The organism is Aeromonas crassostreae, assembly GCF_054052445.1.
Genome location: NZ_JBSTYM010000003.1, coordinates 119425 through 142713, shown reverse-complemented (window position 1 = coordinate 142713; position 23289 = coordinate 119425). Strand labels below are relative to the sequence as shown.

The 23289-nt window shown below is 65.7% G+C and carries 20 protein-coding genes and 1 riboswitch; of the genes, 5 read left to right on the top strand and 15 right to left on the bottom strand.

Annotated features, from left to right (window positions below; all coding sequences use genetic code 11):
- Window positions 1-80 precede the first annotated feature (80 nt).
- Window positions 81-713, bottom strand: coding sequence for a peptide-methionine (S)-S-oxide reductase MsrA (gene msrA / locus ACW5W4_RS03645; protein WP_456688448.1), 633 nt, complete (start codon window positions 711-713; stop codon window positions 81-83).
- Window positions 714-964: 251 nt separating this feature from the next.
- Here msrA and argA point away from each other — a divergent pair, with 251 nt between their 5' ends.
- Both argA and lysC read left to right on the top strand, forming a co-directional pair.
- Window positions 965-2293: an amino-acid N-acetyltransferase gene (argA, locus tag ACW5W4_RS03640; RefSeq protein ID WP_456688447.1), complete on the top strand. Its 1329-nt coding sequence runs from the start codon at window positions 965-967 to the stop codon at window positions 2291-2293.
- Between the two features lie 108 nt (window positions 2294-2401).
- Window positions 2402-2627, top strand: a riboswitch (Lysine riboswitch).
- 86 nt (window positions 2628-2713) lie between these two features.
- A complete protein-coding gene (gene lysC, locus ACW5W4_RS03635) occupies window positions 2714-4066 on the top strand; it encodes a lysine-sensitive aspartokinase 3 (RefSeq protein ID WP_456688446.1) in 1353 nt (450 codons plus the stop codon).
- A gap of 66 nt (window positions 4067-4132) precedes the next feature.
- Here lysC and ACW5W4_RS03630 read toward each other — a convergent pair whose 3' ends face one another.
- Window positions 4133-5209 (bottom strand): hypothetical protein, encoded by a 1077-nt coding sequence (locus ACW5W4_RS03630; protein WP_456688445.1) that lies wholly within the window; start codon window positions 5207-5209, stop codon window positions 4133-4135.
- A 233-nt stretch (window positions 5210-5442) separates the two neighbouring features.
- Here ACW5W4_RS03630 and ACW5W4_RS03625 point away from each other — a divergent pair, with 233 nt between their 5' ends.
- The gene (locus ACW5W4_RS03625) at window positions 5443-7707 is read left to right on the top strand and encodes an LTA synthase family protein (protein ID WP_456688444.1); all 2265 of its coding nucleotides are present in this window, start codon (window positions 5443-5445) and stop codon (window positions 7705-7707) included.
- An 84-nt stretch (window positions 7708-7791) separates the two neighbouring features.
- Here the strand turns inward: ACW5W4_RS03625 and ACW5W4_RS03620 are convergent, their stop codons facing one another.
- The 3 genes from ACW5W4_RS03620 to ycfP all read right to left on the bottom strand — a co-directional run bounded on the left by ACW5W4_RS03620 (window position 7792) and on the right by ycfP (window position 10133).
- Entirely contained in the window at window positions 7792-8109 is a 318-nt protein-coding gene (locus ACW5W4_RS03620) for a heavy metal-binding domain-containing protein (RefSeq protein WP_456688443.1), read from the bottom strand.
- Between the two features lie 113 nt (window positions 8110-8222).
- Window positions 8223-9515: an NAD(P)/FAD-dependent oxidoreductase gene (locus tag ACW5W4_RS03615; protein ID WP_427263137.1), complete on the bottom strand. Its 1293-nt coding sequence runs from the start codon at window positions 9513-9515 to the stop codon at window positions 8223-8225.
- A gap of 78 nt (window positions 9516-9593) precedes the next feature.
- Window positions 9594-10133, bottom strand: coding sequence for an alpha/beta hydrolase YcfP (gene ycfP / locus ACW5W4_RS03610; protein ID WP_041998845.1), 540 nt, complete (start codon window positions 10131-10133; stop codon window positions 9594-9596).
- Between the two features lie 177 nt (window positions 10134-10310).
- Between ycfP and ACW5W4_RS03605 the strand changes: the two genes are divergently transcribed.
- Complete coding sequence (locus ACW5W4_RS03605; RefSeq protein WP_456688442.1) at window positions 10311-11468, top strand: diguanylate cyclase; 1158 nt, start codon at window positions 10311-10313, stop codon at window positions 11466-11468.
- On the opposite strand, the gene ACW5W4_RS03600 is transcribed toward ACW5W4_RS03605, so the two are convergent.
- The 3 genes from ACW5W4_RS03600 to ACW5W4_RS03590 all read right to left on the bottom strand — a co-directional run bounded on the left by ACW5W4_RS03600 (window position 11461) and on the right by ACW5W4_RS03590 (window position 16304).
- The gene (locus ACW5W4_RS03600; protein ID WP_456688441.1) at window positions 11461-13290 is read right to left on the bottom strand and encodes a M3 family oligoendopeptidase; all 1830 of its coding nucleotides are present in this window, start codon (window positions 13288-13290) and stop codon (window positions 11461-11463) included. The two genes, ACW5W4_RS03605 and ACW5W4_RS03600, sit on opposite strands and share 8 nt — an antisense overlap.
- Before the next feature lie 147 nt (window positions 13291-13437).
- On the bottom strand, window positions 13438-15210 hold the full coding sequence (locus ACW5W4_RS03595) for a M3 family oligoendopeptidase (RefSeq protein ID WP_456688440.1): 1773 nt from the start codon (window positions 15208-15210) through the stop codon (window positions 13438-13440).
- Between the two features lie 176 nt (window positions 15211-15386).
- A complete protein-coding gene (locus ACW5W4_RS03590) occupies window positions 15387-16304 on the bottom strand; it encodes a DUF808 domain-containing protein (protein ID WP_456688439.1) in 918 nt (305 codons plus the stop codon).
- A 198-nt stretch (window positions 16305-16502) separates the two neighbouring features.
- Between ACW5W4_RS03590 and ACW5W4_RS03585 the strand changes: the two genes are divergently transcribed.
- On the top strand, window positions 16503-17105 hold the full coding sequence (locus ACW5W4_RS03585; RefSeq protein ID WP_456688438.1) for a DUF924 family protein: 603 nt from the start codon (window positions 16503-16505) through the stop codon (window positions 17103-17105).
- Between the two features lie 69 nt (window positions 17106-17174).
- Here ACW5W4_RS03585 and secF read toward each other — a convergent pair whose 3' ends face one another.
- The 7 genes from secF to ACW5W4_RS03550 form a co-directional block, all read right to left on the bottom strand.
- The gene (secF, locus tag ACW5W4_RS03580) at window positions 17175-18089 is read right to left on the bottom strand and encodes a protein translocase subunit SecF (RefSeq protein WP_456688437.1); all 915 of its coding nucleotides are present in this window, start codon (window positions 18087-18089) and stop codon (window positions 17175-17177) included.
- 2 nt (window positions 18090-18091) lie between these two features.
- Window positions 18092-19903: a protein translocase subunit SecD gene (secD, locus tag ACW5W4_RS03575; RefSeq protein ID WP_456688436.1), complete on the bottom strand. Its 1812-nt coding sequence runs from the start codon at window positions 19901-19903 to the stop codon at window positions 18092-18094.
- A gap of 131 nt (window positions 19904-20034) precedes the next feature.
- Window positions 20035-20433, bottom strand: coding sequence for a hypothetical protein (locus ACW5W4_RS03570; protein WP_427263145.1), 399 nt, complete (start codon window positions 20431-20433; stop codon window positions 20035-20037).
- A gap of 136 nt (window positions 20434-20569) precedes the next feature.
- Window positions 20570-21427, bottom strand: coding sequence for a DUF6279 family lipoprotein (locus ACW5W4_RS03565; protein ID WP_456688520.1), 858 nt, complete (start codon window positions 21425-21427; stop codon window positions 20570-20572).
- Window positions 21428-21435: 8 nt separating this feature from the next.
- Window positions 21436-22269, bottom strand: coding sequence for a phosphotransferase (locus tag ACW5W4_RS03560; protein WP_408796784.1), 834 nt, complete (start codon window positions 22267-22269; stop codon window positions 21436-21438).
- Window positions 22259-22855 (bottom strand): penicillin-binding protein activator LpoB, encoded by a 597-nt coding sequence (lpoB, locus tag ACW5W4_RS03555; RefSeq protein ID WP_456688435.1) that lies wholly within the window; start codon window positions 22853-22855, stop codon window positions 22259-22261. The genes ACW5W4_RS03560 and lpoB overlap by 11 nt, the downstream gene beginning before the upstream one ends.
- Window positions 22855-23253: a YcfL family protein gene (locus ACW5W4_RS03550; protein ID WP_456688434.1), complete on the bottom strand. Its 399-nt coding sequence runs from the start codon at window positions 23251-23253 to the stop codon at window positions 22855-22857. Before ACW5W4_RS03550 ends, lpoB begins: the two co-directional genes overlap by 1 nt.
- Between the last annotated feature and the right edge of the window lie 36 nt (window positions 23254-23289).

Here is a 23289-nt window from a genome sequence, read left to right as displayed (position 1 = left end):
GTCCACGCCTTCCCGGCCAAGTTCCGCTTTGTTGCCCATTTATTTCAACTTATTTTGCTGCCAGTACCAAGCGGCGCCAACTAGCGCGCCAGGCTGGGGGGCAGGCAGACGCCTATGCCACCGAGACCGCAATACCCTTCCGGATTTTTATGCAGATACTGCTGATGGTAATCCTCGGCGTAGTAGAAGGGGGCCAGCGGCCTGATCTCCGTGGTGATGGTGCGCGGGTCGCCGCTGGCGGCCATGGCGCTCTGATAGGCAACCAGGCTCGCCTGGGCCAGGGCCTGCTGCTCCTCGTCGCCACAGAAGATGACGGAGCGGTACTGGGTGCCCAGATCCCCGCCTTGGCGCATGCCCTGGGCCGGATCATGGTGCTCCCAGAACAGGCGCAGCAGTTCGGCGTAGGAGATGACCTTGGGGTCGAACACCAGCTGCACCGTCTCTGCATGGCCGGTCTGGCCGCTGCACACCTCTTTGTAGGTGGGGTTCGGGGTATGGCCCCCCTGATAACCGGCCGCACTCGAATAGATGCCGGCCTGCTGCCAGAACAGGCGCTCCACGCCCCAGAAACACCCCATGCCAAACCAGGCCAGCGCCAGCCCCTCGGGCCAGGGCCCCTGGGTCGGGTGACCGTTGACAGCATGCAGCTGGCCAATCACCATGGGCTCATCGCGCCCGGGAAGGGCCTGTTCGGCACTCAATATCGCTTCCATTGACTCATCCTTAACTAGCGGGTCCAGCCCGTGACATCGGCAAGAAGGGTGAAGATAAGGAGTTTGTCCCGCCGGATCAACCGCCCTGCTCTCTCCCGGTGGCGAGTCATGGCCTCGTCATCTCGGGCCATCAGACTCCCAGGGCGAGGCCGTGATGGCAACAAATCGCACCAAATCAATATTTAGTCTTGATTTGTGAATTTATTTTCATATATTGGGCCCATTGCTGTTTTTTTATGGATGAATCTCGAGTGCGTGAACGTGAACCCAGCCTGGTCCATGCCTTTCGGCAGTCCACCCCCTATGTCAACGTGCACAGGGGTGCCACCTTCGTGCTGATGATGGGAGGGGAGTCCATCGCCCATCCCAACTTTGCCAATATCGTCAGTGACATCGCCCTGCTTCAGACGCTCGGGATCCGCCTGGTACTGGTATTTGGCGCCCGTCCCCAGAACGATGAGGCCCTGGCCCGCGCCGGCATCGAGGCCCATTACCACAAACGAGTCCGGGTCACCGACGACCCCAGCTTCGCCCTCATCAAGCAGGTGAGCGGTGGCCTGCAATTCGACATCACCGCCAAGCTCTCCATGGGGCTGGCCAACACCCCCATGCAGGGGGCCCGCATCAGCGTGGTGAGCGGCAACTTTGTCACCGCCCAGCCCCTGGGGATAGACGATGGGGTCGACTACTGCCACAGCGGCCGGGTCCGTCGCATCGACGTGGAGGGGATAGTGCGTCAGCTCGATCAGCAGAACCTGGTGCTCATCTCCCCCATCGGCTGCTCCGTCACCGGGGAGAGCTTCAATCTCACCTCGGAAGAGGTGGCCAGACGCATCGCCGTGGATCTCAAGGCCGACAAGCTGATCTGCTTCAGTTCCAGCCAAGGGGTACTGGACAGACAGGGCCACGCCATCTCCGAGCTCTTCCCCGAGCAGGCGGAGGAGCTGCTGGTGGAGCTGGAGCAGGCGGGGGAAGAGATGTCCGGCACCGCCCGTTACCTGAGAGCGGCCATCGCCTCCTGCCGCGGCGGCGTGCCCCGCTCTCACCTGGTGAGCTACCAGGATGATGGCGCCATGCTGCAGGAGCTGTTCAGCCGCGAGGGGCTGGGTACCCAGATAGTGCGGGAGAGCGCCGAACGGGCCCGCGCCGCCACCATAGAAGACATAGGCGGTATCCTGGATCTCATCCGCCCCCTGGAGGAGGAAGGGATCCTGGTGCGCCGCTCCCGGGAGCAGCTGGAGATGGAGATCGACAAGTTCACCATCATAGAGCGCGACGGCCTCATCATCGGCTGCGCGGCCCTCTACTGCTTCATGGAGGAGGCGATGGCCGAGATGGCCTGCGTCGCCATTCACCCCGAGTACCGCAACTCCAACCGGGGCGATCAGCTGGTGGCCAAGGTGGCGGAGCGGGCCAAGCGCCTCGGCATCCGTCAGCTGTTCGTACTCACCACCCGCTCCATCCACTGGTTCAGGGAGCGGGGCTTCGAGCCCCTGGAGGTCGAGGCCCTGCCGGTGGCGCGCCAGCGGCTCTACAACTGGCAGCGTCGCTCCAAGGTTTTGTCAAAGCCCATTATTTAAGCTGTTGATTTTGTGTTGTCTTCGGCGGGAAATTGAACTTTTTTCGAAACTCGATTGACAGTGCAATCCAACGCGGGTTATTTCTAATTGCACTCCACCCCAGTGGGTGGAGCCAGAAGAGGAGCGTTGCCCAGGTAGGTCGGAGCAGGACACCAGAGTCCCATGATGCCGATTGAGGGGGAGCAGCGCCGAGACGCAGGAGGAGCCTGGTATCCTCATCGTCGGCCGCGGGGGCTGAATCCCCCGGGTTGTCATCGGTCGTGTCTATCCACTACCCGGTCCAGATCCTGGCCGGGTACTGGATGGGCTCTGCAGGTGGAGCGCTTCTGGCCGGGATCTTTCGCCATTCCTGCCATTTTCTGCCCTCCCCTGTCTCTTTGCCCCATGGATCCGGATATTTGATATAGACAGGAGTATGCAATGAGCCCTTTCAACGTCGCCAAGTTTGGCGGAACCAGCGTCGCCAATGCCGCCGCCATGAACAACTGCGCCAACATAGTGCTGGCCAACCCGGCAACCCGGCTGGTGGTGCTGAGCGCGAGCTCCGGGGTCACCAATCTGCTGGTGGCCCTGGCCCAGGGCGAACTCGATGAAGGGGAGCGCGAGGCGCAGCTCGGCAAATTGGCCGAGATCCAGCAGGGCATATTGCAAGACCTCGGCCAGCCGGCCGACACCGCCGCCATCATCCATGGCCTGCTGGAGGAGGTGCGCAAGATGGCGCTCCAGGCCACCCAGCAGACCGATGCGGAGCTGGCGGATCGCCTGATCGCCTGCGGCGAGCTGATGTCCACCCGGCTCTTTACCGAGCTTCTGTGCCAGCGGGGCGTCAAGGCCCAGTGGCAGGATGCGCGCCAGCTGCTGCGCACCGACAGCCGCTTTGGCAAGGCCAGCGTGGATCTCGCCGCCAGCCGCGCCCTCTGCCAGCAGGCCCTGGGCCCCCTGCTCGGTGACACCCTCGTCATCACCCAGGGCTTCATCGGCGCCGATGGCGATGGCCGCACCACCACCCTGGGCCGCGGCGGCTCCGACTACAGCGCCGCCCTCTTTGCCGAGGCCCTCGACGCCACCGCCATCGAGATCTGGACCGACGTTCCCGGCATCTACACCACGGATCCACGCCTGGTCACCCGCGCCCGCCCCATCCCGGAGATCAGCTTCGTGGAGGCGGCAGAGATGGCCACGTTCGGCGCCAAGGTGCTGCACCCGGCCACCCTGCAACCCGCGGTGCGCCAAGACATCCCCGTGTTTGTCGGCTCCAGCAAGGATCCGGCGGCGGGGGGCACCTGGATCCGCGCCACCACCCAGAGCAGCCCGCTGTTTCGCGCCGTGGCCCTGCGCCGCCAGCAGGTGCTGGTGACCCTGCACAGCCTCAACATGTTCCACGCCTACGGCTTTTTGGCCGAGGTGTTCGGCATCCTGGCCCGCCACCGCATCTCGGTGGACCTCATCACCACCTCGGAGGTGAGCGTGTCGCTGACCCTGGATCACACCGGCAGCCAGAGCAACGGCGAACCCGCCCTCGGCGACAAGGTGCTGGCGGAACTGGGCCAGCTGTGCAAGGTGAAGGTGGAGACGGATCTGGCGCTGGTGGCCCTCATCGGCAACCGGATGAGCGAGGCCGCCGGGGTGGGCAGCCGGGTGTTCGACGCCATGCGCGAGCACAACATTCGCATGATCTGTTACGGCGCCAGCGCCCATAACCTCTGCTTCCTGGTCAACGAGGGTGAGGCTAACCAGATAGTCAATCGCCTGCACCAGGAGCTGCTCGACTGAGCGCTCGGCGGCCACGGCAACAAAGAGGGCGCCCCTGGCGCCCTCTGTCGTTTTTTGCTCCCGGGATCAGGCCGGGGTCGGGCTCAGCTGCCACTCCCTGGCCTGCTCGCGCCAGCGGGCCAGCTCCTCGATCAGTTGGGGCTGACTCAGCCCCCCCAGCGGCGCGCCCTCGGCCAGCTCCTCATAACAGTGGCGCAGGGCATGCTCCAGCCAGTCGAGCCGCTTGAGGGTGAGTGGGGTGCAGCTCTGGCCGCCGAGATCGTCTTGCACGTCCAGGCGATGGCTGCGATACATGTCCTTGAGCCAGTTCGCCGCCAGCGCCTCCTCGCCGCTCAGGGCGGTGCGCCACTCGCCGGCAAGCCCTTCCAGCCTGGCCAGCACGGGGGCGCAGGCCCCCTCCCGGCTCAGCCGCGCCAGCTCCTGCTCGGCCCAGGCCAGGGTGAGGCGTCGCCAGCAGGCAAACTGCGCCAGCGGATTGACCTCGTCGAGCCAGAGCCCGGACAGGGTGCGGGTCTCGAGGCGCTCCACCACATGAAACTCAGGGTCGCACAGGCCGTTGGAGTTGAACTCGAAGCGGGGATCGAAGGGCCAGGTGTAACCGAAATCGAACAGGCTGATCTGCTGGCCGTCGTCGAGCAGGTTGCCCGGGCTCGGATCCCAGTCAAACCAGCCCCAGCGCGCCAGCTCGGCCTCGGCCGCCAGCATCTGGGCCAGGTTGCGCTCGCAGAGCGTGCGCACCGGCTCGCCCCGCAGCCAGGGGGAGAGCAGGATCCCGGCCCGGGCCGAGCCGAAGCTGGTGCAGACCACGTTGGGCAGCAGGGTGGGATGCTGCTCGCGCAGGGCCTCTATCTCCCGCCGGCGTTCGAGCTCGGTGAGAAAGGCGGTCTGGCCATCGGGATTGGCGACCCGGGAGACGGCGCGCCTGCGCTTGAGGCACCAGTGATGGCCCTCGACCTTGAGGTGAAACACCTGGGCGCTGAGGCCGCCATCATGGAGCGCGATCACCGCAGGGTGGCTCTCCCCCAGGCTCTGCAACTGGGCGAGGGAGAGGGGACAGTCGCGCTCGCGGCCAACCAGTATCTCGTCGTTGCGCTGCAACATCTGTAGTAGTCTCGCCTGGCGTCCGGCAACTTTAGGATTCATTACAGTCTCCCTCATTCGTTATTGAGAGAGTAAACAGCGCTCCCGCTCCCTTGCCAGTGCCATCCTCTCATGATGCCGCTTTCATCACAGAAACAGCGGTCGGGACCGGATCCCCGTCACACAAGTGTCCGCATCCATTCATTTTTCTGTCATTAAATTGACAAGCAAGGGCAAGCCCAGCACCATCGGTCAACATTGAAGCAAGCAAGATGATGCTCAAAGGACGAGCCCTTATGCCCCTCTCCCGCCCAGGCCAAAGGCCACGGGTTCCCCCGCTGCCAGCCCTGATGCTGGCGCTGCTGTCTGCCCTGCTGCTGTTCACCCTGCTGCTACCGACCATGGGCCCGGCCAACCTGCTGAGTCCGGCCAGGCCCATGGTGCTGGGGCCCGCCGACAACCCGGTCGCCACCCTGGTGCGTCACTCCCTGCTCTACAAGAGTGACAACCGCGGCCTCTATCTGGTGGTGCACAGCCAGTGGCAGCTGAGGCAGCCGCTGCAAGCTGCGGACAGGGTGCGGGTGGAGTTGCTGGGGGAGCAGGGGACGGCCATCGCCACCCAGAGCCAGCGGGCCGACAAGCGCCAACGCTGCGATCCCACGGGGTGCAGCCTCGACCTCAACAGCACCCTCAGGGCACCGGACGACGCCCTCTCCAACCACTATCAGCTGCGCATCGGTTTGCAGCTGGCAGACAGGGATGACAGCGGCGGGCTGCGCCGCATACTGCAGCCCCTGCCGGAGCAGGGGTTCAACCTCAGCTATCTGCTGGCGAGCCTGGGGCTGGTGCTGCTGATCTGCGCCGCCGCCCTGCGCATCTGCCTGCCGCTCCTGCGCCGGGGGCTCGCCTGGCGGCTGATGGGCTGCCTGCTGATAGGCAACCTCACCTTCGTGCTGCTGCACGGTTTCGTGGTGTTTCGGGTCGGCGAGTTCCTGCTCTGGACCGGCTTTCGCCCCGAGCACTACTACCTGGCCTGGGGCAGCATGGTGCTCGGCTGGGGACTGTGCGCCCTGGCCGGTTTCAACCTCTACATGGGGCTGGTGTTTACCCTGCTCTGCGCCCTGGGGCTGCTCGCCAACTTCATGAAGATCGCCATCTACGGGGTGCCGCTCGGGGGGGACGATCTGGGCAACCTGCTGGCCCTGGCCCGCATCCTGACCGAGCAGCATCCCCTGCTGCCCTGGATCTTCGGCCTCGCCCTCCTCTTCCTGTGCTGGTACTTCGCCCTGTCGCGCTGGGTGCTGCGCACCCTGGCCGCCACCGTCGCCTTCTTCGCCCTGTGCGTATTCGCCACCCAGGCAGGCAACCTGCTGCTGGGGGTCAACATCCGCTACATGGACAGGGCGGTCAACTACCACAGGGACATCATCCGCGCCGGTCCCGGCCTCTACCTGTTCAACCTGGTGGACGAGATGCTGCAAAGCGGCAACATCTTTCGCCACCCCTTGCAGAGCAAGGCACCCAGCCTGAGCCAGGTCCGGCCGCAGACCCCGCCCCCGGCTCAACCTCGCTGGGACAGGGTAATAGTGCTGCAGTACGAGTCCCTCTGGCTCGACTGGCAAGCCAGGATCTGCGCCCCCGCCCCCACCCTGAACCTGCCCGCCACCGTGGCACAGTGGCACAAGACCATCCACTCCCCCACCACGGGGGGCATGACGGTGCTGCCGGAGTTCGAGATGAACACCGGCCTGCCGGTGGGGCTGCTCAAGCAGGGCATAGTGCCCTACTACTATCTGCGCGACCAGGTGCCCGGGCTGGCCCAGACCGCCAGGGCCAGCGGCTATCGCACCCTGTTCGCCCACCCCTATACCGAGAAGTTCTGGGGGCGGGAGAAGGCCATTGCGGCGCTGGGGTATGAGGAGCGCTGGTTCAGTGACCACTTCACCAGCCTGGAGTACAAGGGACTCTATGTGTCGGACCATGCCCTGATCGATCACCTGCTCAGGCGCAGCAACCAGGATGACCAGCCGCTGTTCGCCTACGGGGTCACCATGCAGGGTCATGGCCCCTTCGATGGCGTGCGTTATCAGGCCCAGCAGCTCGACAAGGCCTGCCCGGATCTCGCGCCGGCCGAGCGCCAGCTGCTCAACACCTATTACACCGGGGTGGTGGATGCCATGGCCTCCCTGGAGCGGCTGCTCAAGGCCCTGGATGCCAGCGGCAAACGCTATCTGGTGGTGGCCTTTGGCGATCACCAGCCCTACCTGATGTCGGCGGGCAAGGGGATCCATGGGGACAAGCCGCCCCGGGATGCCAGCTATCAGATCCCCATGATGGCCTTCACCCGCAATGACGGCAGCCTGGATCTCGCGCGCCAGTTTGGTGCCGTGCGCCAGCTCTACCAGATGGGCCAGGCGACCCGCGCCCTGCTGGCCGGGGATCTCACCCCCCTGAAGGATGGCCCCCTGCTCCACCCCGTGCTCGGCCAGGAGAAGGGATTCGACGTCTCGCCCCTGGTGCCGCAGATCCGCGAAAGCTTTCGCCCCGAGACCCTGCCCTGAGCCGGCGTGGGATGATGAAAAACGGCCGCCCGGACGAGGGGCGGCCGTTTGCGTTCTGGCCACATTCTGGGGCGAACTAAGACATCAGACCACCACGGCGGTACCGCTGATGCTCACCATCAACATGCTGCCGTTCTGGCCGACCACCTCGTAGTCGAGGTCGATGCCCACCACGGCGTTGGCGCCAAGGGTCTGGGCACGCTCCTTGAGCTCATCGAAGGCGATCTCCCGGGCCCGGGCCAGCTCCTTTTCATAGGCGCCGGAACGCCCGCCTATGATGTCGCGGATGCCGGCGAACAGATCCTTGAACACGTTGGCACCGAGGATGGCCTCGCCGACCACGATGCCGCGATACTCGCGAATAACCTTGCCTTCCAGGGTGGGGGTGGTTGAGAGGATCATCTTGCGCTCCTTGGGTGAAAACGGGTTCCAGACTACCCCAAAGCCTGCCGGGACAGAAACAAAAAAGGGAGAGGCCTCGGCCTCTCCCTGTCGTCATCGCGTCCGGACGGGACTCAGTGCAGCTTCAGAGTCGGTCTCAGCACCCGGTTGATGCGGCCCACCAGCATGATGAGGCCGGTCTTCACATAGCCGTGCAGGGCCACCTGGTGCATCCGGTACAGGGAGATGTAGACCAGACGGGCGATGTAACCCTCCACCATCATGGAGCCGCGCATCAGGTTGCCCATCAGGCTGCCCACGGTGGAGAAGCGACTCAAGGAGACCAGGGAGCCGTGGTCGTGGTAGAGGTAGGGCTTCATCTCGCCACCCGCCAGCTTGGCCAGGATGTTCTTGTAGGCCTGAGTCGCCATCTGGTGGGCGGACTGGGCCCGCGGCGGCACGAACTTGCCATCCGGCTGCGGGCAGGCCGCGCAGTCGCCAATGACGAAGATGTGCTCGTCACGGGTGGTCTGCAGGGTCTGGTGCACCACCAGCTGGTTGATGCGGTTGGTCTCGAGGCCCGCGATCTCCTTCATGAAGTCCGGCGCCTTGATGCCGGCGGCCCACACCATGAGGTCTGCTTCGATGAGCTCCCCATCCTTGGTGCGCAGCCCCTCGCTGGTGGCTTCGGTGATCATGGTGGCGGTGCGCACGTCCACTCCCAGCTTGACCAGCTCCTGGTGGGCGGCGCCGCTGATGCGCTCGGGCAGGGCCGGCAGGATGCGGGGGCCCGCTTCCACCAGGGTCACCTTGAGGCTGTCGGTGGTGAGGTTCTTGAAGCCGTAGGCGTAGAGCTGCTCCACCGCGTTGTAGAGCTCGGCGGAGAGCTCCACCCCGGTGGCGCCGCCGCCGACGATGGCGATCTTGACCTTGTCACCGGGTTGGTACTCGGTGGCGAACTGCAAGAAGCGGTTCATCATGTGGTCGTGGAAGCGGTGCGCCTGGGAGGGGCTGTCCAGGAAGATGCAGTGATCCTTGATGCCCGGGGTGTTGAAGTCGTTGGAGACGGAGCCGATGGCCATCACCAGGATGTCATAGGGCAGCTCGCGCTCATGGACCACCAGCTCCCCATCCTCGTCGTGGATCGGGGCCAGCACGATGCGTTTCTCGTCACGCTTGATGGCGGTCAGGCTGCCGAGCTGGAAGTCAAAGCCGTGGTTCTTGGCATGGGACTGGTAGCTCAGGGCGTCGATGCCCGCGTCCATGGAGCCGGTGGCCACTTCGTGCAGCAGGGGTTTCCACAGGTGGGTGCGATTGCGGTCCACCAGGGTGATCTGTGCCTTGTTCTTCTTGCCCAGCTTGCGGCCCAGGCTGGTGGCCAGCTCCAGCCCGCCAGCCCCGCCGCCGACGACAACGATATTGGTCATGGTGAATTACCTCAGGTTCCATTTAAAGCTAAGGGAGCCGGAGGCTCCCTTGATAGTTGAATCCATGACGTGACTGCATCAGGCCTCCTTGAAGGCCTTCATCCGCTGCAGGTGATGGGAGATGTTCTTGAATTTGTGGCTCTCCCGCTCATCCCACACGATGTCGTAATAATTCTTCAATTCACGCTCAGTGTCCGCATTATTACCCACTTCATCCCGCACGGAAAGGATGCACAGGCAATTTCCTGAGTTTTTATTACGAAATTCTGACACGCATTTGGTGCCTATGTCCTGGTACTCCTCGGGCCGGTCGATGCGCCCCTCCATGTTGATCTCGGGGTGCAGGTTGGGGTTGAAGATCACCTGCTTGATGCCACACAGAAAGCCGATCCGCTCGCTCCAGTAGCCGCCCAGGCCCACACCGCAGATGAGGGGCTTGGGGTCCGTGCTCATGTCGAGCTGCTTCTTCACCTCCTTGAGCAGGTGACTCATGTCGTGGCGGGGATGTATGGTGCTGTAGTGTACGAAGCGCACATCATCATCGATATACTGCAACTGCAGCACCTTCTCATGATTGCCAGGGCTAGTGGCATCGAAGCCATGCAGATAGATGATCATGGTAAGACCTCAGAATCTGTGTCGGTTCTTTCGAAACTACCGCAGCAGACGGGCCCGGCGCCACCAAAACATGCGGCTTTCTTGCTTTGGATCACGACTGTGGTCGTCGGTTGCGTCCGCTGTCGATCCCGATAAGTTGCTACGCTTCAAGCACAAAAAACAACGGATGAGGACGGCGTGAACGGAATCGCCCTGAGTTATCTGTTACTGGCCGCCCAGATGGGTCTGTATGCTGTGCTCTGGGCCCTGACGGCCTGGCTGGTGCGCAGCGAGCGTCTCACCTGCCTGCTCGGCGCCGCCTACTCCCTGTGCTGGGCCGCGGCCCTCGTCCTGTTTGCCCGGCGCGGCGCCCTGGATCCCTGGCTCAGCTACACGGGGGCGGATATCCTGGTGCTCTGCGGCTTCACCCTCTTGTGGGGACGCGCCTACCGCTTCGACCGGGGCCGCTTCCCCCTGCTCCGCTGGCTGACCATCACCCTGCTCGGTGCCCTGCTGCTGGTCTGGGTGGGACCGAGCCTGCCCCAGAGCCAGCTGCGCCTGTTGCTGCTGGCCCTCTTCTCCGGCGTCAGCGGTTTTCTGATGATCTGCTACTCGGCCCGTCCCCTCAGCCAGCAGCTGGGCGCCCCCCTCAGCGGCCTGCTCAGTCTGCTGGGGCTGCTGGCCATCCTGGCCTGGGGGGAGCGGCTCCTCATGGCCCAGAGCCTGCCGCTGCCGAGCCAGGAGATCCACTTTCGGTCCCATCACAGCCTGGTGGCGCTGCTGGTGATCTGGCTGCTCGCCACCGGCCTGCAACTGGGCCAGTTCTTCATGGTGGTGCTGCGCAACACCCGCAAGCTCAACGAACTCTCCTTGCGAGACAGCCTGACCCAGCTGCTCAATCGCCGCGGCTTCGAGACCCGCTGGCAGGCCCAGACCGATCCCCAGCGCGCCCTGCTGCTGATCGACGTGGATCACTTCAAGCAGGTCAACGACCATCACGGCCATGACACGGGCGATCGGCTGCTCTGTCACCTCGCCCGCCTGCTGCAACACCATATGGGCACCCCGGCCATCCTGGCCCGGGTCGGCGGCGAGGAGTTTGCCATCCTGCTGCCCGGGGAGGATCTGGCCAATGCCCACGCCCGCGCCGAGTACCTGCGCAGCCAGATAGCCGCCTCCCCCCTGATCTGCGAACTGGGGGCGCTGCGCATCACTGTGAGCATAGGGGTGGCCAGCGATCGGGGATCCTCCCTGGCCGACCTGCTCAAGCAGGCCGATCTCGCCCTCTATCTTGCCAAGCGGCGCGGGCGCAACTGCGTGGCCTGCCAGCAGGAGCTGGCCACTCAGCTCAATTGAGACCCAGATCAGGCTCCCCGACCAGCGCGGCCAGTCGCGTCACCACCCCCTCGACCCCCTCCAGGCTCTGGCGCCAGAAGGCCGGCTCGCGGATATCCTGCCCCAGGTGTTTCGCCACCAGCGCCTCGGCGCTCATGCGGCCGGTGTCTCGCAGCAGGGCGCGATAGGCCTCGGCCACGTTCGCCTCCCCTGCCCCCTTGCGGCTCATCAGCTGCCGATAGACCCCGAGGCTGAACAGGTAACCAAACAGATAGGGGTAGTTGTAAAAGCCCAGGCCCGCGATGGAAAAATGCCCCTTGGCGGCCCAGAACATGGGGTGATAGCGGCCAAGGCTCCCCTCGTACCAGCGCCCCCAGGCCTCGTCGGTGAGCCCCTTGAGCCGGGCCGATGAGACATATCCCAGCTCCCGCTCGGCTACCAGGGCCCGCTCGAAGTCGAAGCGAGCCGGGATGTTGACCAGGAAGGTGGCGGCGCCGTCGGCTTCCGCCCAGGCCATGGCCAGGCGCTCCTCGGGATTCTGCGCCTGCTCGTAGAGGGCGCTGCGCACCAGGGTCTCGGCGAAGATGGAGGCGGTCTCCGCCAGGGTCATGGGGTAGCTGCGCTGGCTCATGGGCAAGTCGCGGATGAGCCAGTTGTGCCAGGCGTGACCGAGCTCGTGGGCCAGGGTGATGACGTTGTCCAGGGTGCCGGCATAGGTGATGAAGACCCGCGGCTCCACCGGCTCGGCAAACTTGGTGCAGTAGGCCCCGGTGCGCCGGTTGGGGGTGGGAGCGGCATCAATCCAGCCGCGCTCGGCCATCATGCGGGCAAAGTCCCCCATCTCGGGGTCAAAGCGCGCGAAGGCCAGGGCGATGAGGTCGACCGCCTCCTCGAAGGGGATCGCCCGGCGGCTGGCGGCAGGGGGCGGCGCAAAGAGATCCTCCGGCCCCAGCACCTCGAGGCCAAGGTGACCGGCCATCAGCCCCAGGGCCCGCTGGCCCAGCCCCCGGGCCCGATACGTCTCGGCCATGAGGGCCTCCAGGGTCGCCCGCTCGATATGGCTCTGGTGACAGGAGAGATCCAGGGCATCGAGGCGCCGGTGCTTGCCGCGCTGGCGCGAAAGCTCCAGGCGCCAGCCGTTGAGGGCGTTGAGGATGGCGGCCACCGTCTCCTGCTCCCCCTCCCAGCCGGCGCTGATGGCGTCGAAGGCCGCTTTGCGCAGCGCCCGATCCGGGCAGGAGAGCAGGTTGCTCGCCTCGGCCAGCCCCATCTCGCGGCCGTCGATGGTCAGCCTTATCTTGCCCACCAGATCGTTGTAGAGATTGCCCCAGGCGTGCAGGCCGTCGGAGCCAAGGCCGATGACCAGCTGCTCCGCCGCCACCGGCAGCCGCTGATCCTGCAGGCGGCGCTCGTGGCGCAGCCGGTACCCCTCCTCCCCGAGCAGGGGGTCGGCCATCAGCTGTTCAAACTCGGGCTCCGCCAGCCCCAGCATCAGATCTTCGATGGGGGCAAGCGTCTTGAACAGATCCGCATTGAGGGCACGGGCCCGGGAGGCAACCTGCTTGGCCAGGGGATCCCGGACGTCCTGGCTCCCCTTGCAGGCGGCCAGCACGGCGATGTTCCAGCCGATGTCGCGAATGCGCCTGGCCCGCAGCCGCACCTCCCTGAGGAAGTCCTGCAGGGCGCCTGGGGTGCGCGGAACCTGGGCCAGTCCCTCGATAAAACCGCTCAGCTCGGCCAGGCTGGCACGGGCCAGGCTCATGTCCGCCTCGAGGACACAGCTGTCGAGGGAGGGGTAGATGTGATCATTTTGCCACTGCTGTGGATAGACTCGTTGTTGCATCGAACGCTCATCGTCAGGGACGGGTCTGGCCCGTCGTTACATCCAGGTGGCCAGAGCCACCACCTTCGCGGGCAGGCATCACACCAGCCGCTCCACCGCCGCTTCCACATAGCGCAGGCTTTCCTGCCCTGAGAAAGGGGTTCGCGACTATACCAGCCGCTCCAGGCGGCTCACCGCCGCTTCCACATGACGCAGGCTCTCCTGCCAGAACCCGGGTTCGCGGATATCCACCCCCAGGTGCTTCTCCACCAGCGCCTCGGCGCTCATGCGACCGGTGTCACGGAGCAGTTCGCGATAGGTGAAGACAAACTCGCCCCCGCTGCGCTCATGCTGGGCATAGAGCCCCAGGCTGAAGAGATAACCAAACAGATAGGGGTAGTTGTAAAAGCCGAACTCGGCGATGGAGAAGTGGCTCTTGCTGGCCCAGAGCAGCTCGTCATATTGGCTGAGGGTGTCACCATACCACTGCTGCTGCGCCGATTTCATCATGGCCCGCAGCTGACTCGCCCCCACATAGCCCGCCTCCCGCGCCGCCACCAGGGCGCGCTCGAAGGTGAAGCGGGCAGGCACGTCGAGCAGCAGGCTCGCGGCCCGCTCCCCGTCCAGCCAGGCGATGGCCCGGCGCTGCTCCACCCTGTCGCAGGCGGCCAGCAGGGCGTCGCGCACCAGGGTCTCGGCAAAGAGGGAGGCGGTCTCCGCCAGCGTCTTGGGATACTCCCGCTGCTCCAGGGGGAGGTCACGCAGCAGCCAGCTGTGCCAGGCATGGCCCAGCTCGTGGGCCAGGGTGATGACGTTGTCCAGGGTCCCCTCGAAGGTGAGGAAGACCCGAGGCTCGGGCGGGTCGGCATACTCGGTGCTGTAGGCGCCGCTGCGCCTGTGCTTGCTCGGGGCCGCATCTATCCACCCCTGGTCGGCCATCATGCGGGCGAAGGCCCCCATCTCGGGATCGAAGGCGGCAAAGGCCTGCGCCACCAGATCCAGCGCCTGCTCGAAGCCGAACCCGCCGTGCGCGATCTGGGGGGCCGGGGCATAGCGATCCCAGGGGGCAAAGTCCGCTATCTGCTGGGCACAGGCCATGGCCCGCAGGGCGCGGCGCCCCAGCTCCCTGTGCTCCTCGGCCGCCGCCATCAGGGTCTCCAGGGTGGCGCGGGTGATGCGCTCCTGATGGCAGCTGACGTCGAGGGCATCCTGCCTGCGCCCCCGCTGACGGGTGAGCTCGTTGCGCCAGCCGTTGATGGCGTTGAGGATGGCGGCCACCGTCTCCTGCTCCGCCCCCCAGGCCGCCTGGATGGCGTGCCAGGCACCGGCCCGGCGCGTCCTCTGCGGGTGGGCGAGCAGGTTGTCCGCCTGGGCCAGCCCCATGGGCTCCCCCTCCACCACTGGGGTGAGCCGGGCAACCAGGGTGTCGTAGAGCGTGCCCCACCCCTGCAGCCCATCCACCGCCAGCCCCTCAATGAGCTGCTCGCTCTCGAGGGAGAGCCACTGATCCTGCTGCGCCCTGTCGTGGTGAATGAGGTAGGCCAGCTCGAACAGCTCGGGGTCCTGCAGCAGGGCCCGCACCCGCTCCTCGGGGGCGTTCAGCCAGAACAGGGCCACCGGCTTGGCGAGCTGGGCCAGGGTCGCCTGCAGCTGCTGGCTGCGGCCATAGAGCGCCCTGGCCTTGTCGTCGCGACCGTCCCGGCTGAGCCGGTTGTAGCCATAGGTCTGGCCGTTCCAGGCCAGGCGATGCAGCCGCGTGGTCAAACGCCGGATGGCCCGAAGCAGGTGGCGCAGGGCATTGATCTCTGCGGTATGGGGGATCTGCTCAACCAGTTGACCCAGGGTGGCCAGGGCCTGGCTGGCCTGGTGGAAATCGGCGGCGATCGCCGGGCAGTCGGGGGCGGCATAGATGTGATCATCCTGCCAGACGGGTGGGTTCATAACTGTCCTTGTTGGTTTGCATCCATGTCATCTGGCCCCGCCTCTGTGGGCGAGTGCCAGTTCGGATAGTACGAAGGGGGCCGAGCCTTGCCCAGCCCCCATCCGAGCCAACCCCCTGGACAACCCTTGCCGGATGCGACGGCCCCTGTCGGCCGAAGGCAGATCCGACGCGCCCGTTACCTGGCGGGCTTGAGCCGGCTCACTAGGGTCATGGCCAGCACCAGCACCATGCCCGCCGCCACCCCGACCAGGGCACTGAGCAGGGTCGGCGTCACCGCGGCCAGCAGGCCTCCCAGGGTCGGCAGGGTGGCGATCGTGCCGGCGGCCCCCTCGATCAGGTGATGGGCGAAGGGCCAGCCATGGACCAGGATGCCCCCTCCCACCATGAACATGGCGATGGTGCCGACCAGAGCCAGCAGGTGCATCAGGCGCGGCGCCGTCACCAGCAGCCCCTGCCCCAGGGCGCGGCGCAGGGGGCCGCCATCGGGCTTTTTGAGCAGGTGCAGGCCGATGTCGTCCAGCTTGACGATGAGGCCCACCAGGCCGTAGACCCCCACCGTCATCAGGACGGCGATGCCCGCCACCACCGACAGCTGCAGCGCCAGGCTGGCCCCCTGCACCGTGCCGAGGGCGATGACGATGATCTCCGCCGAGAGGATGAAGTCGGTGCGAATGGCTCCCTTCACCTTCTGCTGCTCGAACGCCATCAGATCGTCCGGGATGGCATCGACCTGCCCCTGTTCCTCCTCTGTCCCGTGGGGCAGGAACTTGTGGGCCAGCTTCTCGGCGCCTTCGAAGCAGAGGTAGGCGCCCCCCAGCATCAGCAGCGGGGTGATGAGCCAGGGGATGAGGGCGCTGATGGCGATGGCGGCGGGCACCAGGATCAGCTTGTTGCGAAACGACCCCTTGGCCACCGCCCATACCACGGGCAGCTCCCGCTCGGCCCGCACCCCGGAGACCTGCTCGGCGTTGAGGGCAAGATCGTCCCCCAGCACCCCGGCGGTCTTCTTGGCCGCCACCTTGGTCATCAGGGCGACATCATCGAGCACGCTGGCAATATCATCGAGCAGGGTTAACAAACTGGCTCCGGCCATATCTGGCATTCCTTCTATTCAGTGGGACACATCCGGGCTGCCCAGATCAGGGTGATGAGGGGATCAGGCGACCACGGGCCCATCCGGGGATCACCCTTTGGGGCAAAAGATGGCACAGTGTAACCAGAAGCCGCCGTTTCGGCAGCCCCTCTGAGTCGGATGACACCGCCTCAGGCCACCCCAGCCCAAGGAGTTCCCATGCAAGCCTGGCAGCCTCTGCTCGATTTCTGGTTTGGCGATGACGCCGACGACGCCCCCCGCGCCCAGCGGCAAGCCCCCCTCTGGTGGGGCAAAAACAGCGAGACCGATGCCCTGCTGGCCCGCCGCTTCGGCGAACTGGCCGAGGCGGCGGCCAGGGGCGACCTGGCTCAGTGGGCCGAGGTGTCCGCCGGCCGGCTGGCGTTGATCCTGCTGCTGGATCAGTTGCCGCGCAACATCCACCGAGGCACCCCAGGCGCCTTTGCCCAGGACGCCAAGGCCCGCGACCTCTGCCTGGCGGGCCTCTCCCTCGGGGCGGACAAGTCCCTCTCCCCCCTGGCGCGGGTCTTCTTCTATCTGCCCCTGGAACATGCGGAATCCCGGGAGCAGCAGAGCAGAAGCGTCGCCCTGTTCGAGGCCCTGGCGGCCGAGCAGGTCGGGGGGCCTGCCCGGGCCACCTTCGAGGGCTTCGCCGACTTTGCCCGCCGCCATCAGGTGATCGTCGAGCGCTTCGGCCGCTTCCCCCACCGCAACGCCATCCTGGGCCGCCCAAGCACCTCGGAGGAGACGGCGTTCCTGCAGCAGCCCGGCTCCGGTTTCTAAGGCGCCCCGGCGGGGCCATCAGCAAAAACGGGCCCGACGGGCCCGTTTTTCATCAAGCGGCGACGCGACTCAGGCCGCCTGCGCCAGATCGTCCTCCTTCTTCTGGTAAGCCTGGGGGGAGAGCCCCAGCAGCTCCTGCACCGTGGAGGCCACCGTGATGGAGGAGAGGGTCCCGGTCAGGATGCCGGCAAACAGGGTGAAGGCGAAGCCATGGAGGGCGTCGCCGCCAAACAGCAGCAGGGCGCCCACGGTAAACAGGGTGGTGCCCGAGGTGATCATGGTGCGGCTGAAGGTGGCCTTGATGGCGAGATCGCTGCAGCCGTGCATGTCGAGGCGGGTACGGGAGCTCAATATGTCCCTGAGCCTATCCGAGATGACGATGCTGTCGTTGAGGGAGTAGCCTATCACCGCCATCAGCCCCGCGATCACGTTGAGATCAAACTCGATGTGAAACAGGGCCAGCAGCCCCAGCGCCACCACGCCGTCATGGAGCACGGAGAGCAGTATGCCCACAGCCTGGCGCCATTCGAAGCGAAAAGCCAGGTAGACCGAGATGGCCAGGGAGGCCACCAGCACCGCCATCATCCCCTGCTGGAACAGCTCGGCGCCCACCTGGGGACCGACTATGGTAGTGCGCAGCAGCTCCACCGGCAGGCAGAGCTGGCCGGCCAGCTGCTCCGCCAGGGCCTGGGCTGGCATGGGCAGGCCATGGGGCGGCAGCTTGATCAGCCACTCCCCGGGCACCCCGGCCGGTTGCAGGCTGACCAGGGCTTGCAGGGATCCATCGAGCAGGGCGTTGAGTTCGTGGGCCTCCTTGAGGGTCTGGATCTTGAATTCCAGCAAGATGCCGCCGGTAAAGTCGAGGCCCAGTTGCAGGCCGTTGCCCAGCAGCAGCGCCACGCTGGCCAGGGTGATGAGCACGGAGAAACCCAGGCCAAGGTAGCGCCAGCGGGTCAGGTTCATGGCAAACAGACGATGGAACATGATTAAACCCTCTGCAGCCGCTGGCTGCTCTTGCCCCAGATGGGGTTGATGATGGCACGGGTGCCCCAGATACCGGTGATCATGCTGGAGACCAGCCCCAGGATCAGGGTGATGGAGAAGCCTTGCAGCGGCCCGGAGCCGATGGAGTAGAGCACCACGGCGCTGATCAGTGTGGTGAGGTTGGCATCGAAGATGGTGCTAAATGCCGAGCGATAACCGAAGTCGATGGCCCCGGCCAGGCTCCCCCCCTCCCGCAGCCTGTCTTTCACCCGCTCGAAGATGAGCACATGGGTATCCACCGCCATGCCCACGGTGAGCACCAGACCGGCGATGCCGGGCAGGGTCAGCACGGCGCCGGGCAGCACCGCCAGCATGCCCACCTGCATCAGCAGGTTGGCGAGCAGGGCCGAGATGGCCACCCAGCCAAACTTGCGATACCAGGCCATCATGAACAGCATCATGCCCGCCATGCCAAACGCCAGGGCGGTGAAGCCCGCCTCTATGTTCTGCATCCCCAGGGTGGGGCCTATGCTGCGCTCCTCCAGGATCTTGAGCGGCGCGGTCAGGGCGCCGGCCCGCAGCAACATGGCGAGCTCCTGGGCCTCTGGCATGCTGCCAATGCCGGTGATGCGAAACTGGTTGCCCAGCGCCGTCTGTATGGTGGCGACGTTGATCACCTCGCTATGGGCCCGAAGCTTGTCCTTGCCGTCCGTCTTGTATTCGGTGAACAGGGTGGCCATGGCGCTGCCCACGTGCTGGCGGCTGAACTGGCTCATCTTGCTCCCCCCCAGGGCATCGAGCACGATGGCGACCTGGGGTTGGCCCATCTCCCCCATGCTGGCCCTGGCATCGACGATGTGCTCGCCGGTCAGCACGGGTTTGCGATCCAGTCCCACGCTGCGCCCCTCTCTGTCGGTCATGACGAAGTGGCTCTCGGGCCTGGCCTGATAGAAGGCCAGGGACGCCGTGGCCCCGATCACCTCCTTGGCCTGCCTGGGGTTATGTACCCCCGGCAGCTCGATGCGGATGCCGTCCTGGCCCTGGCGCTGGACCGAGGCCTCGACGATGCCGAGCTCATTGATCCGTTTTTTCAGGATCGACAGGTTCTGGGTCACGGCGTTGTTGATGAGCAGGCTGCGCTCGGCCTCGCTCAGGGTCAGGGTCACCTGGTTGCCGCTGCGCGCCAGCTGCCACTGCCCCTGGCGCACGCCGCCGCTCTCCTTGATGAGGGTGAGCCAGGGGGCCTGCTGTGCGTCCTCGGGAAGCTGGATGCGCACCTCCCCCGTCGCCACCCGGCTCACGGCGCCGCCCCGCAGGTGGGCCTCGCGCAGGCCGCTGCGCAGGTTGTCCACCAGGTTGCGGGTCTGGCTCTCCAGCACGAAGTCCAGATCCACGCCGATCAACAGCTGGGAGCCGCCACGCAGGTCCAGCCCCAGCTTGATGGGGCTGGCCCCGAGCCGGCTTATCCAGCCAGGGGCGTTGGCATGAAACTCCAGGGTCAGGGCGGCGCTGTCATGGCCCTGCCCCTCGAGCAGCTGCTTGGCGCGCTGCTGATCCGCCTGATTGGCGAACACCAGCTCCAGCTTGTCCGCCGAGGCGATGCTCTGCTGCACCGCTATGCCCTGCCGGGCCAGCAACTGGGCATCGCCGTCGCTCAGACTGGTCTGGCCGTGCAGGCCCAGGGAGGGCTGCTCACCGAAGAAGGTGGGCAGGGAGTAGAAGCCGAAGGTCAATAACATCAGCAGCAACAGGGCGTACTGCCAGGCGCTCGTGCGATTGTGCACGAGGCGCGATTTCTTTCTCACGCTGTTCATAGGGAAGATCCGGATCGAAGGATACAGGGCGAGCACCCGCACGGCGGGCGTCATCGCGGACAATCAGTCGACATCGGGCAAGGATGGCCCGGGGAGCGGCCGGCAGGCATTGGCCCGACGGCGGCTCGGGATCAGCGCGAAACGGCGCTCTGGGAGAAGCGGTATTGCAGGTGGCGGCGGCAGAGCCAGTGGCGATGGATGGCCCTGAACTGGTCCCGGAAACTGTGTCTCTGGTAGAGCAGGGCGCGGCAGAGCAGCAGACCGCCGAGCAGCAGCTGGCAGAAGGCGGCGGACCAGTCGGCGATCAGCTGGTAATCGAGCGGCGGACGTTCACCCTCCCTCAGCTGGGCATGTTCCAGCCGCAGCAGATGATTCTGATGGGTACCGATGAACTTGACCGCCCCCCCTTCGGGGACGCTGGCGCCATGAAAGACGCTCTCCTGGCTGTGCTGATGCTGGGGAACGACCACCGCAGATCGCTCCACTCCAAGAGTGGAGAACAGCAGCATGAAGGCCATGAGCACGCTCATCAGCATCCATTTCACTGTGTCTGGACGATTGGTCGACATATTACCCCGATAAAAGCCGTGGGCGGGCGCCCACAGCTGGCAAGCTATCACAGGCAAGGTGGCGGGGGCAAGGCCGGCCCTGCCCCCGCGCGCACTGTCATCGGCTGCGGGTCATGGTCTCGAAGTCCTCGGCATACTCCTTGAGCAGGGTATAGAGGTGGGCGCGCTGGGAGAGATCCAGCGACTGGCTCAAATCGCTGAGCCACTGGATGGTGCGCTGGCGGGACTGATCCGTGTAGCCGGTGAAGCGGCCATCCATCAGGCCGTCCCCCTGTTGCAGCAAGCGGGTCAGCTCCTTGCCAAAGTCCGGACTCTGGCGCTGCTTCATCAACCTGTCCAGCTCCCGGGTCCAGGCCCCCTGAAACTCGAGCCAGGGGGGCATCATCTCGTATTGCCACTCGGCCCACTGGGCGATGAGCGGCTCCTGGGCCGGTTTCACCTTGCCTATCCAGAACGCCAGCCGCTCCCTCAGCTTGTCCTGGAACTCTTGCTGCATCCCTGTCTTCGACTCCGTGGTGAAGTCATGCTGGCGCTCCTGCTGGCGCTTCACCCGATCGGCCATGAAGTGCGCCACCTGGGCATCGGTCAGGGTGCGGGCCAGGCGCACCGTGCGGGGGATGGCGTTCTCCAGGGTGCGAGTCAGGCTCGCCTGTGTCCTGTCCAGATGGAGGGTGACCTGGGCCGGGCTCATGGGGCTGGCCACCGCCTTGGCCAGGGCATCGAGATCCCGGGCGTAGAGAGGCAGTTCGTGCTGGCGATGCCAGGCCATCAGCCCCTTCACCTCGGTATCGAGCAGGGTCTTCTGGTCGCGGTCCAGGGAGAAGTAGTCGTCCAGCTGCCAGATGATGGCCGAGTCGAGCCAGTAGTAGATCACCCGGGTCGCACAGCCGACCAGCAGCAGACAGGCCAGACCCGCCAGCCAGACTCGTGTTTTCTTGCGCCAAAGGTGTGTCATCAAGATGGTTACTCCAGTCGTTGGCGATGATGGGCTATCAGGGTGTCATAGGCCGGATCCGGCGCCTGTTCGGCCATGAGCAGGGCCCACAGCAGGGCGATGTAGTCGACCCAGGGCAGGAAGGCCTCCCCCTGAAACACCGGGATAGGGGTGGTGGGGGCGAGCCGTGCATGTTCTTCAAGATAGCAGGCTTCAAGCGCCGCCATCTCATCCAGGTCCCAGCCATGGGTGCGCACTATGCTGGCCAGCTCGAACCCCGGGTGACCGGCGGCGCCATATTCCCAGTCGATGACCCAGGGCCGCTCCCCCAACAAGTTAGCCGGATTGAGATCGTGATGGCAAGGGAGCCAGCAGCCGTCCGGCTCCTGGCTGGCGAGCAGGGGTGCCTCCAGGGCGGCCAGCCAGGGTGGAGGGGCTCGCAGCCGGCTGCGATAGCCCCGGGCATGGGCCCGCACCGCCATCCTGACGGTCGGCACCGGCAGGCGATGCAGCCGCACCAGCAGCCGCGCCAGGGCGGGCAGCGCCAGCTGGCGGGGAGGAGGCGACTGCGCCCAGCTCGGCGCCTCGCACCAGTCCAGCAGCAGGATGCCGCGCTCGGGATCCCCGTGATGGCAAGGCAGCGCCAGTCCGGCCGCCATGGCCCCGCGATAGAGCTGCCACTCGGTAGCCCTATCGATGCCGAGGCGCGCCGGATCCGGGTGGCCTTGCCTTAAAAAGTAACTGCGCCCCGAGGGGAGGCGCAGTCGATAGTTGCGGTTGGTCAGCCCGAGCCCCAGGGGCTCGAGCCATCCCGTCCGCCAGGGGGCAGGCAGGCTCGCCAGCAGGGCCTGGTTACCAGCCAAAGGTCGAGGTCTTGGCCTGCTTGCGGATCTCCTTCTGATCCGCCCACTCCAGCTCGCCGCTCTGCAAGTCCATCAGGTTCATGGTCATCTGGTAGTAGACGTCCTTCACCTTGCCGTTGTCCTTGACGATGCTGCTGAGGTTGCCATAGACCATGTAGCGGGCGCCGGTCTGCTTGCCCAGGCGCACCATGGCGGCAGGGTCCACCATGCCGCTGCTCTGCTGGTACTCGAGCTGCTGCCTGACCGCCGCCACCTTGCTCATGTCGACGAAGCGGAACTTGCCCGAGCGCAGCAGCCTGGTGCGCAGGGTGTCGGTGATGGCCTCGGTGTCGATGTGCTCCGAGGTCTTGTTGCGGATGCTGTCCATGAACATCACGGGACGGCCCCCCGCGGTGATTTCGCTGGTCGCCGGCGAGGCGAGCATGGAGTCCGCCATCTTGTCGGCGATGGCCTGCAGATCGCTCGAGCCATAATCGACGGTGACCGTCTCGGTGGCGGTGGCATCGCCATAGCTCACCGTGGTGCTGGAGCAGCCCCCCAGCAGCAGGGCTGAGGTCAGGATCAGCAGGGCATGGTTCATTCTCATCAATTCGATTCCTCAATCACTTCGCGTACGTAAATCCGGTAGCCCAGGGCGGCCGGACTCGGCGCCAGGGCGGACAGGGTGCGGGTCTGGTAGCCGTGCAGCGTGATGGGGGTCCAGCCGCGGCCATCGCTGGCCACCTCCTGCCCGGCGTCATCATACCAATAGAACAGGTATTGCAGCTTGTTGTCGCCGCGCTGGGTGCTGGCCGCGGCCACGTTGACCTGCAGCAGGCCGTTTTGCTGACGGCGGCTGAGTTCGGTCAGGGTGACGTTGACGTTCTGGTGCTGCTCCGCCACCGCGGCCGCCCCGGCCGCGCCATAGAGCGCCACGCCGGAGGTATTGGTGGCGCACCCCGCCAGCAGCAGTACCAGAGCGAGGGCCAAGCCATGTGCTTTCATCTTGTTCTCCTTGCCGGTGGCCGAGGGGCCGAACCG

Bases quoted from the DNA above. Each gene is read 5' to 3' on its own strand.
- msrA (WP_456688448.1), bottom strand. From the start codon at position 713: ATGGAAGCGATATTGAGTGCCGAACAGGCCCTTCCCGGGCGCGATGAG.
- ACW5W4_RS03550 (WP_456688434.1), bottom strand. From the start codon at position 23,253: ATGAAAGCACATGGCTTGGCCCTCGCTCTGGTACTGCTGCTGGCGGGG.
- ACW5W4_RS03595 (WP_456688440.1), bottom strand. From the start codon at position 15,210: ATGAACCCACCCGTCTGGCAGGATGATCACATCTATGCCGCCCCCGAC.
- secD (WP_456688436.1), bottom strand. From the start codon at position 19,903: ATGAACAGCGTGAGAAAGAAATCGCGCCTCGTGCACAATCGCACGAGC.
- ACW5W4_RS03620 (WP_456688443.1), bottom strand. From the start codon at position 8,109: ATGATCCTCTCAACCACCCCCACCCTGGAAGGCAAGGTTATTCGCGAG.
- ACW5W4_RS03565 (WP_456688520.1), bottom strand. From the start codon at position 21,427: ATGACACACCTTTGGCGCAAGAAAACACGAGTCTGGCTGGCGGGTCTG.
- ACW5W4_RS03600 (WP_456688441.1), bottom strand. From the start codon at position 13,290: ATGCAACAACGAGTCTATCCACAGCAGTGGCAAAATGATCACATCTAC.
- ACW5W4_RS03625 (WP_456688444.1), top strand. From the start codon at position 5,443: ATGCCCCTCTCCCGCCCAGGCCAAAGGCCACGGGTTCCCCCGCTGCCA.
- lpoB (WP_456688435.1), bottom strand. From the start codon at position 22,855: ATGAGAATGAACCATGCCCTGCTGATCCTGACCTCAGCCCTGCTGCTG.
- ACW5W4_RS03630 (WP_456688445.1), bottom strand. From the start codon at position 5,209: ATGAATCCTAAAGTTGCCGGACGCCAGGCGAGACTACTACAGATGTTG.
- ycfP (WP_041998845.1), bottom strand. From the start codon at position 10,133: ATGATCATCTATCTGCATGGCTTCGATGCCACTAGCCCTGGCAATCAT.
- ACW5W4_RS03590 (WP_456688439.1), bottom strand. From the start codon at position 16,304: ATGGCCGGAGCCAGTTTGTTAACCCTGCTCGATGATATTGCCAGCGTG.
- ACW5W4_RS03615 (WP_427263137.1), bottom strand. From the start codon at position 9,515: ATGACCAATATCGTTGTCGTCGGCGGCGGGGCTGGCGGGCTGGAGCTG.
- secF (WP_456688437.1), bottom strand. From the start codon at position 18,089: ATGTTCCATCGTCTGTTTGCCATGAACCTGACCCGCTGGCGCTACCTT.
- ACW5W4_RS03585 (WP_456688438.1), top strand. From the start codon at position 16,503: ATGCAAGCCTGGCAGCCTCTGCTCGATTTCTGGTTTGGCGATGACGCC.
- ACW5W4_RS03570 (WP_427263145.1), bottom strand. From the start codon at position 20,433: ATGAGCGTGCTCATGGCCTTCATGCTGCTGTTCTCCACTCTTGGAGTG.
- lysC (WP_456688446.1), top strand. From the start codon at position 2,714: ATGAGCCCTTTCAACGTCGCCAAGTTTGGCGGAACCAGCGTCGCCAAT.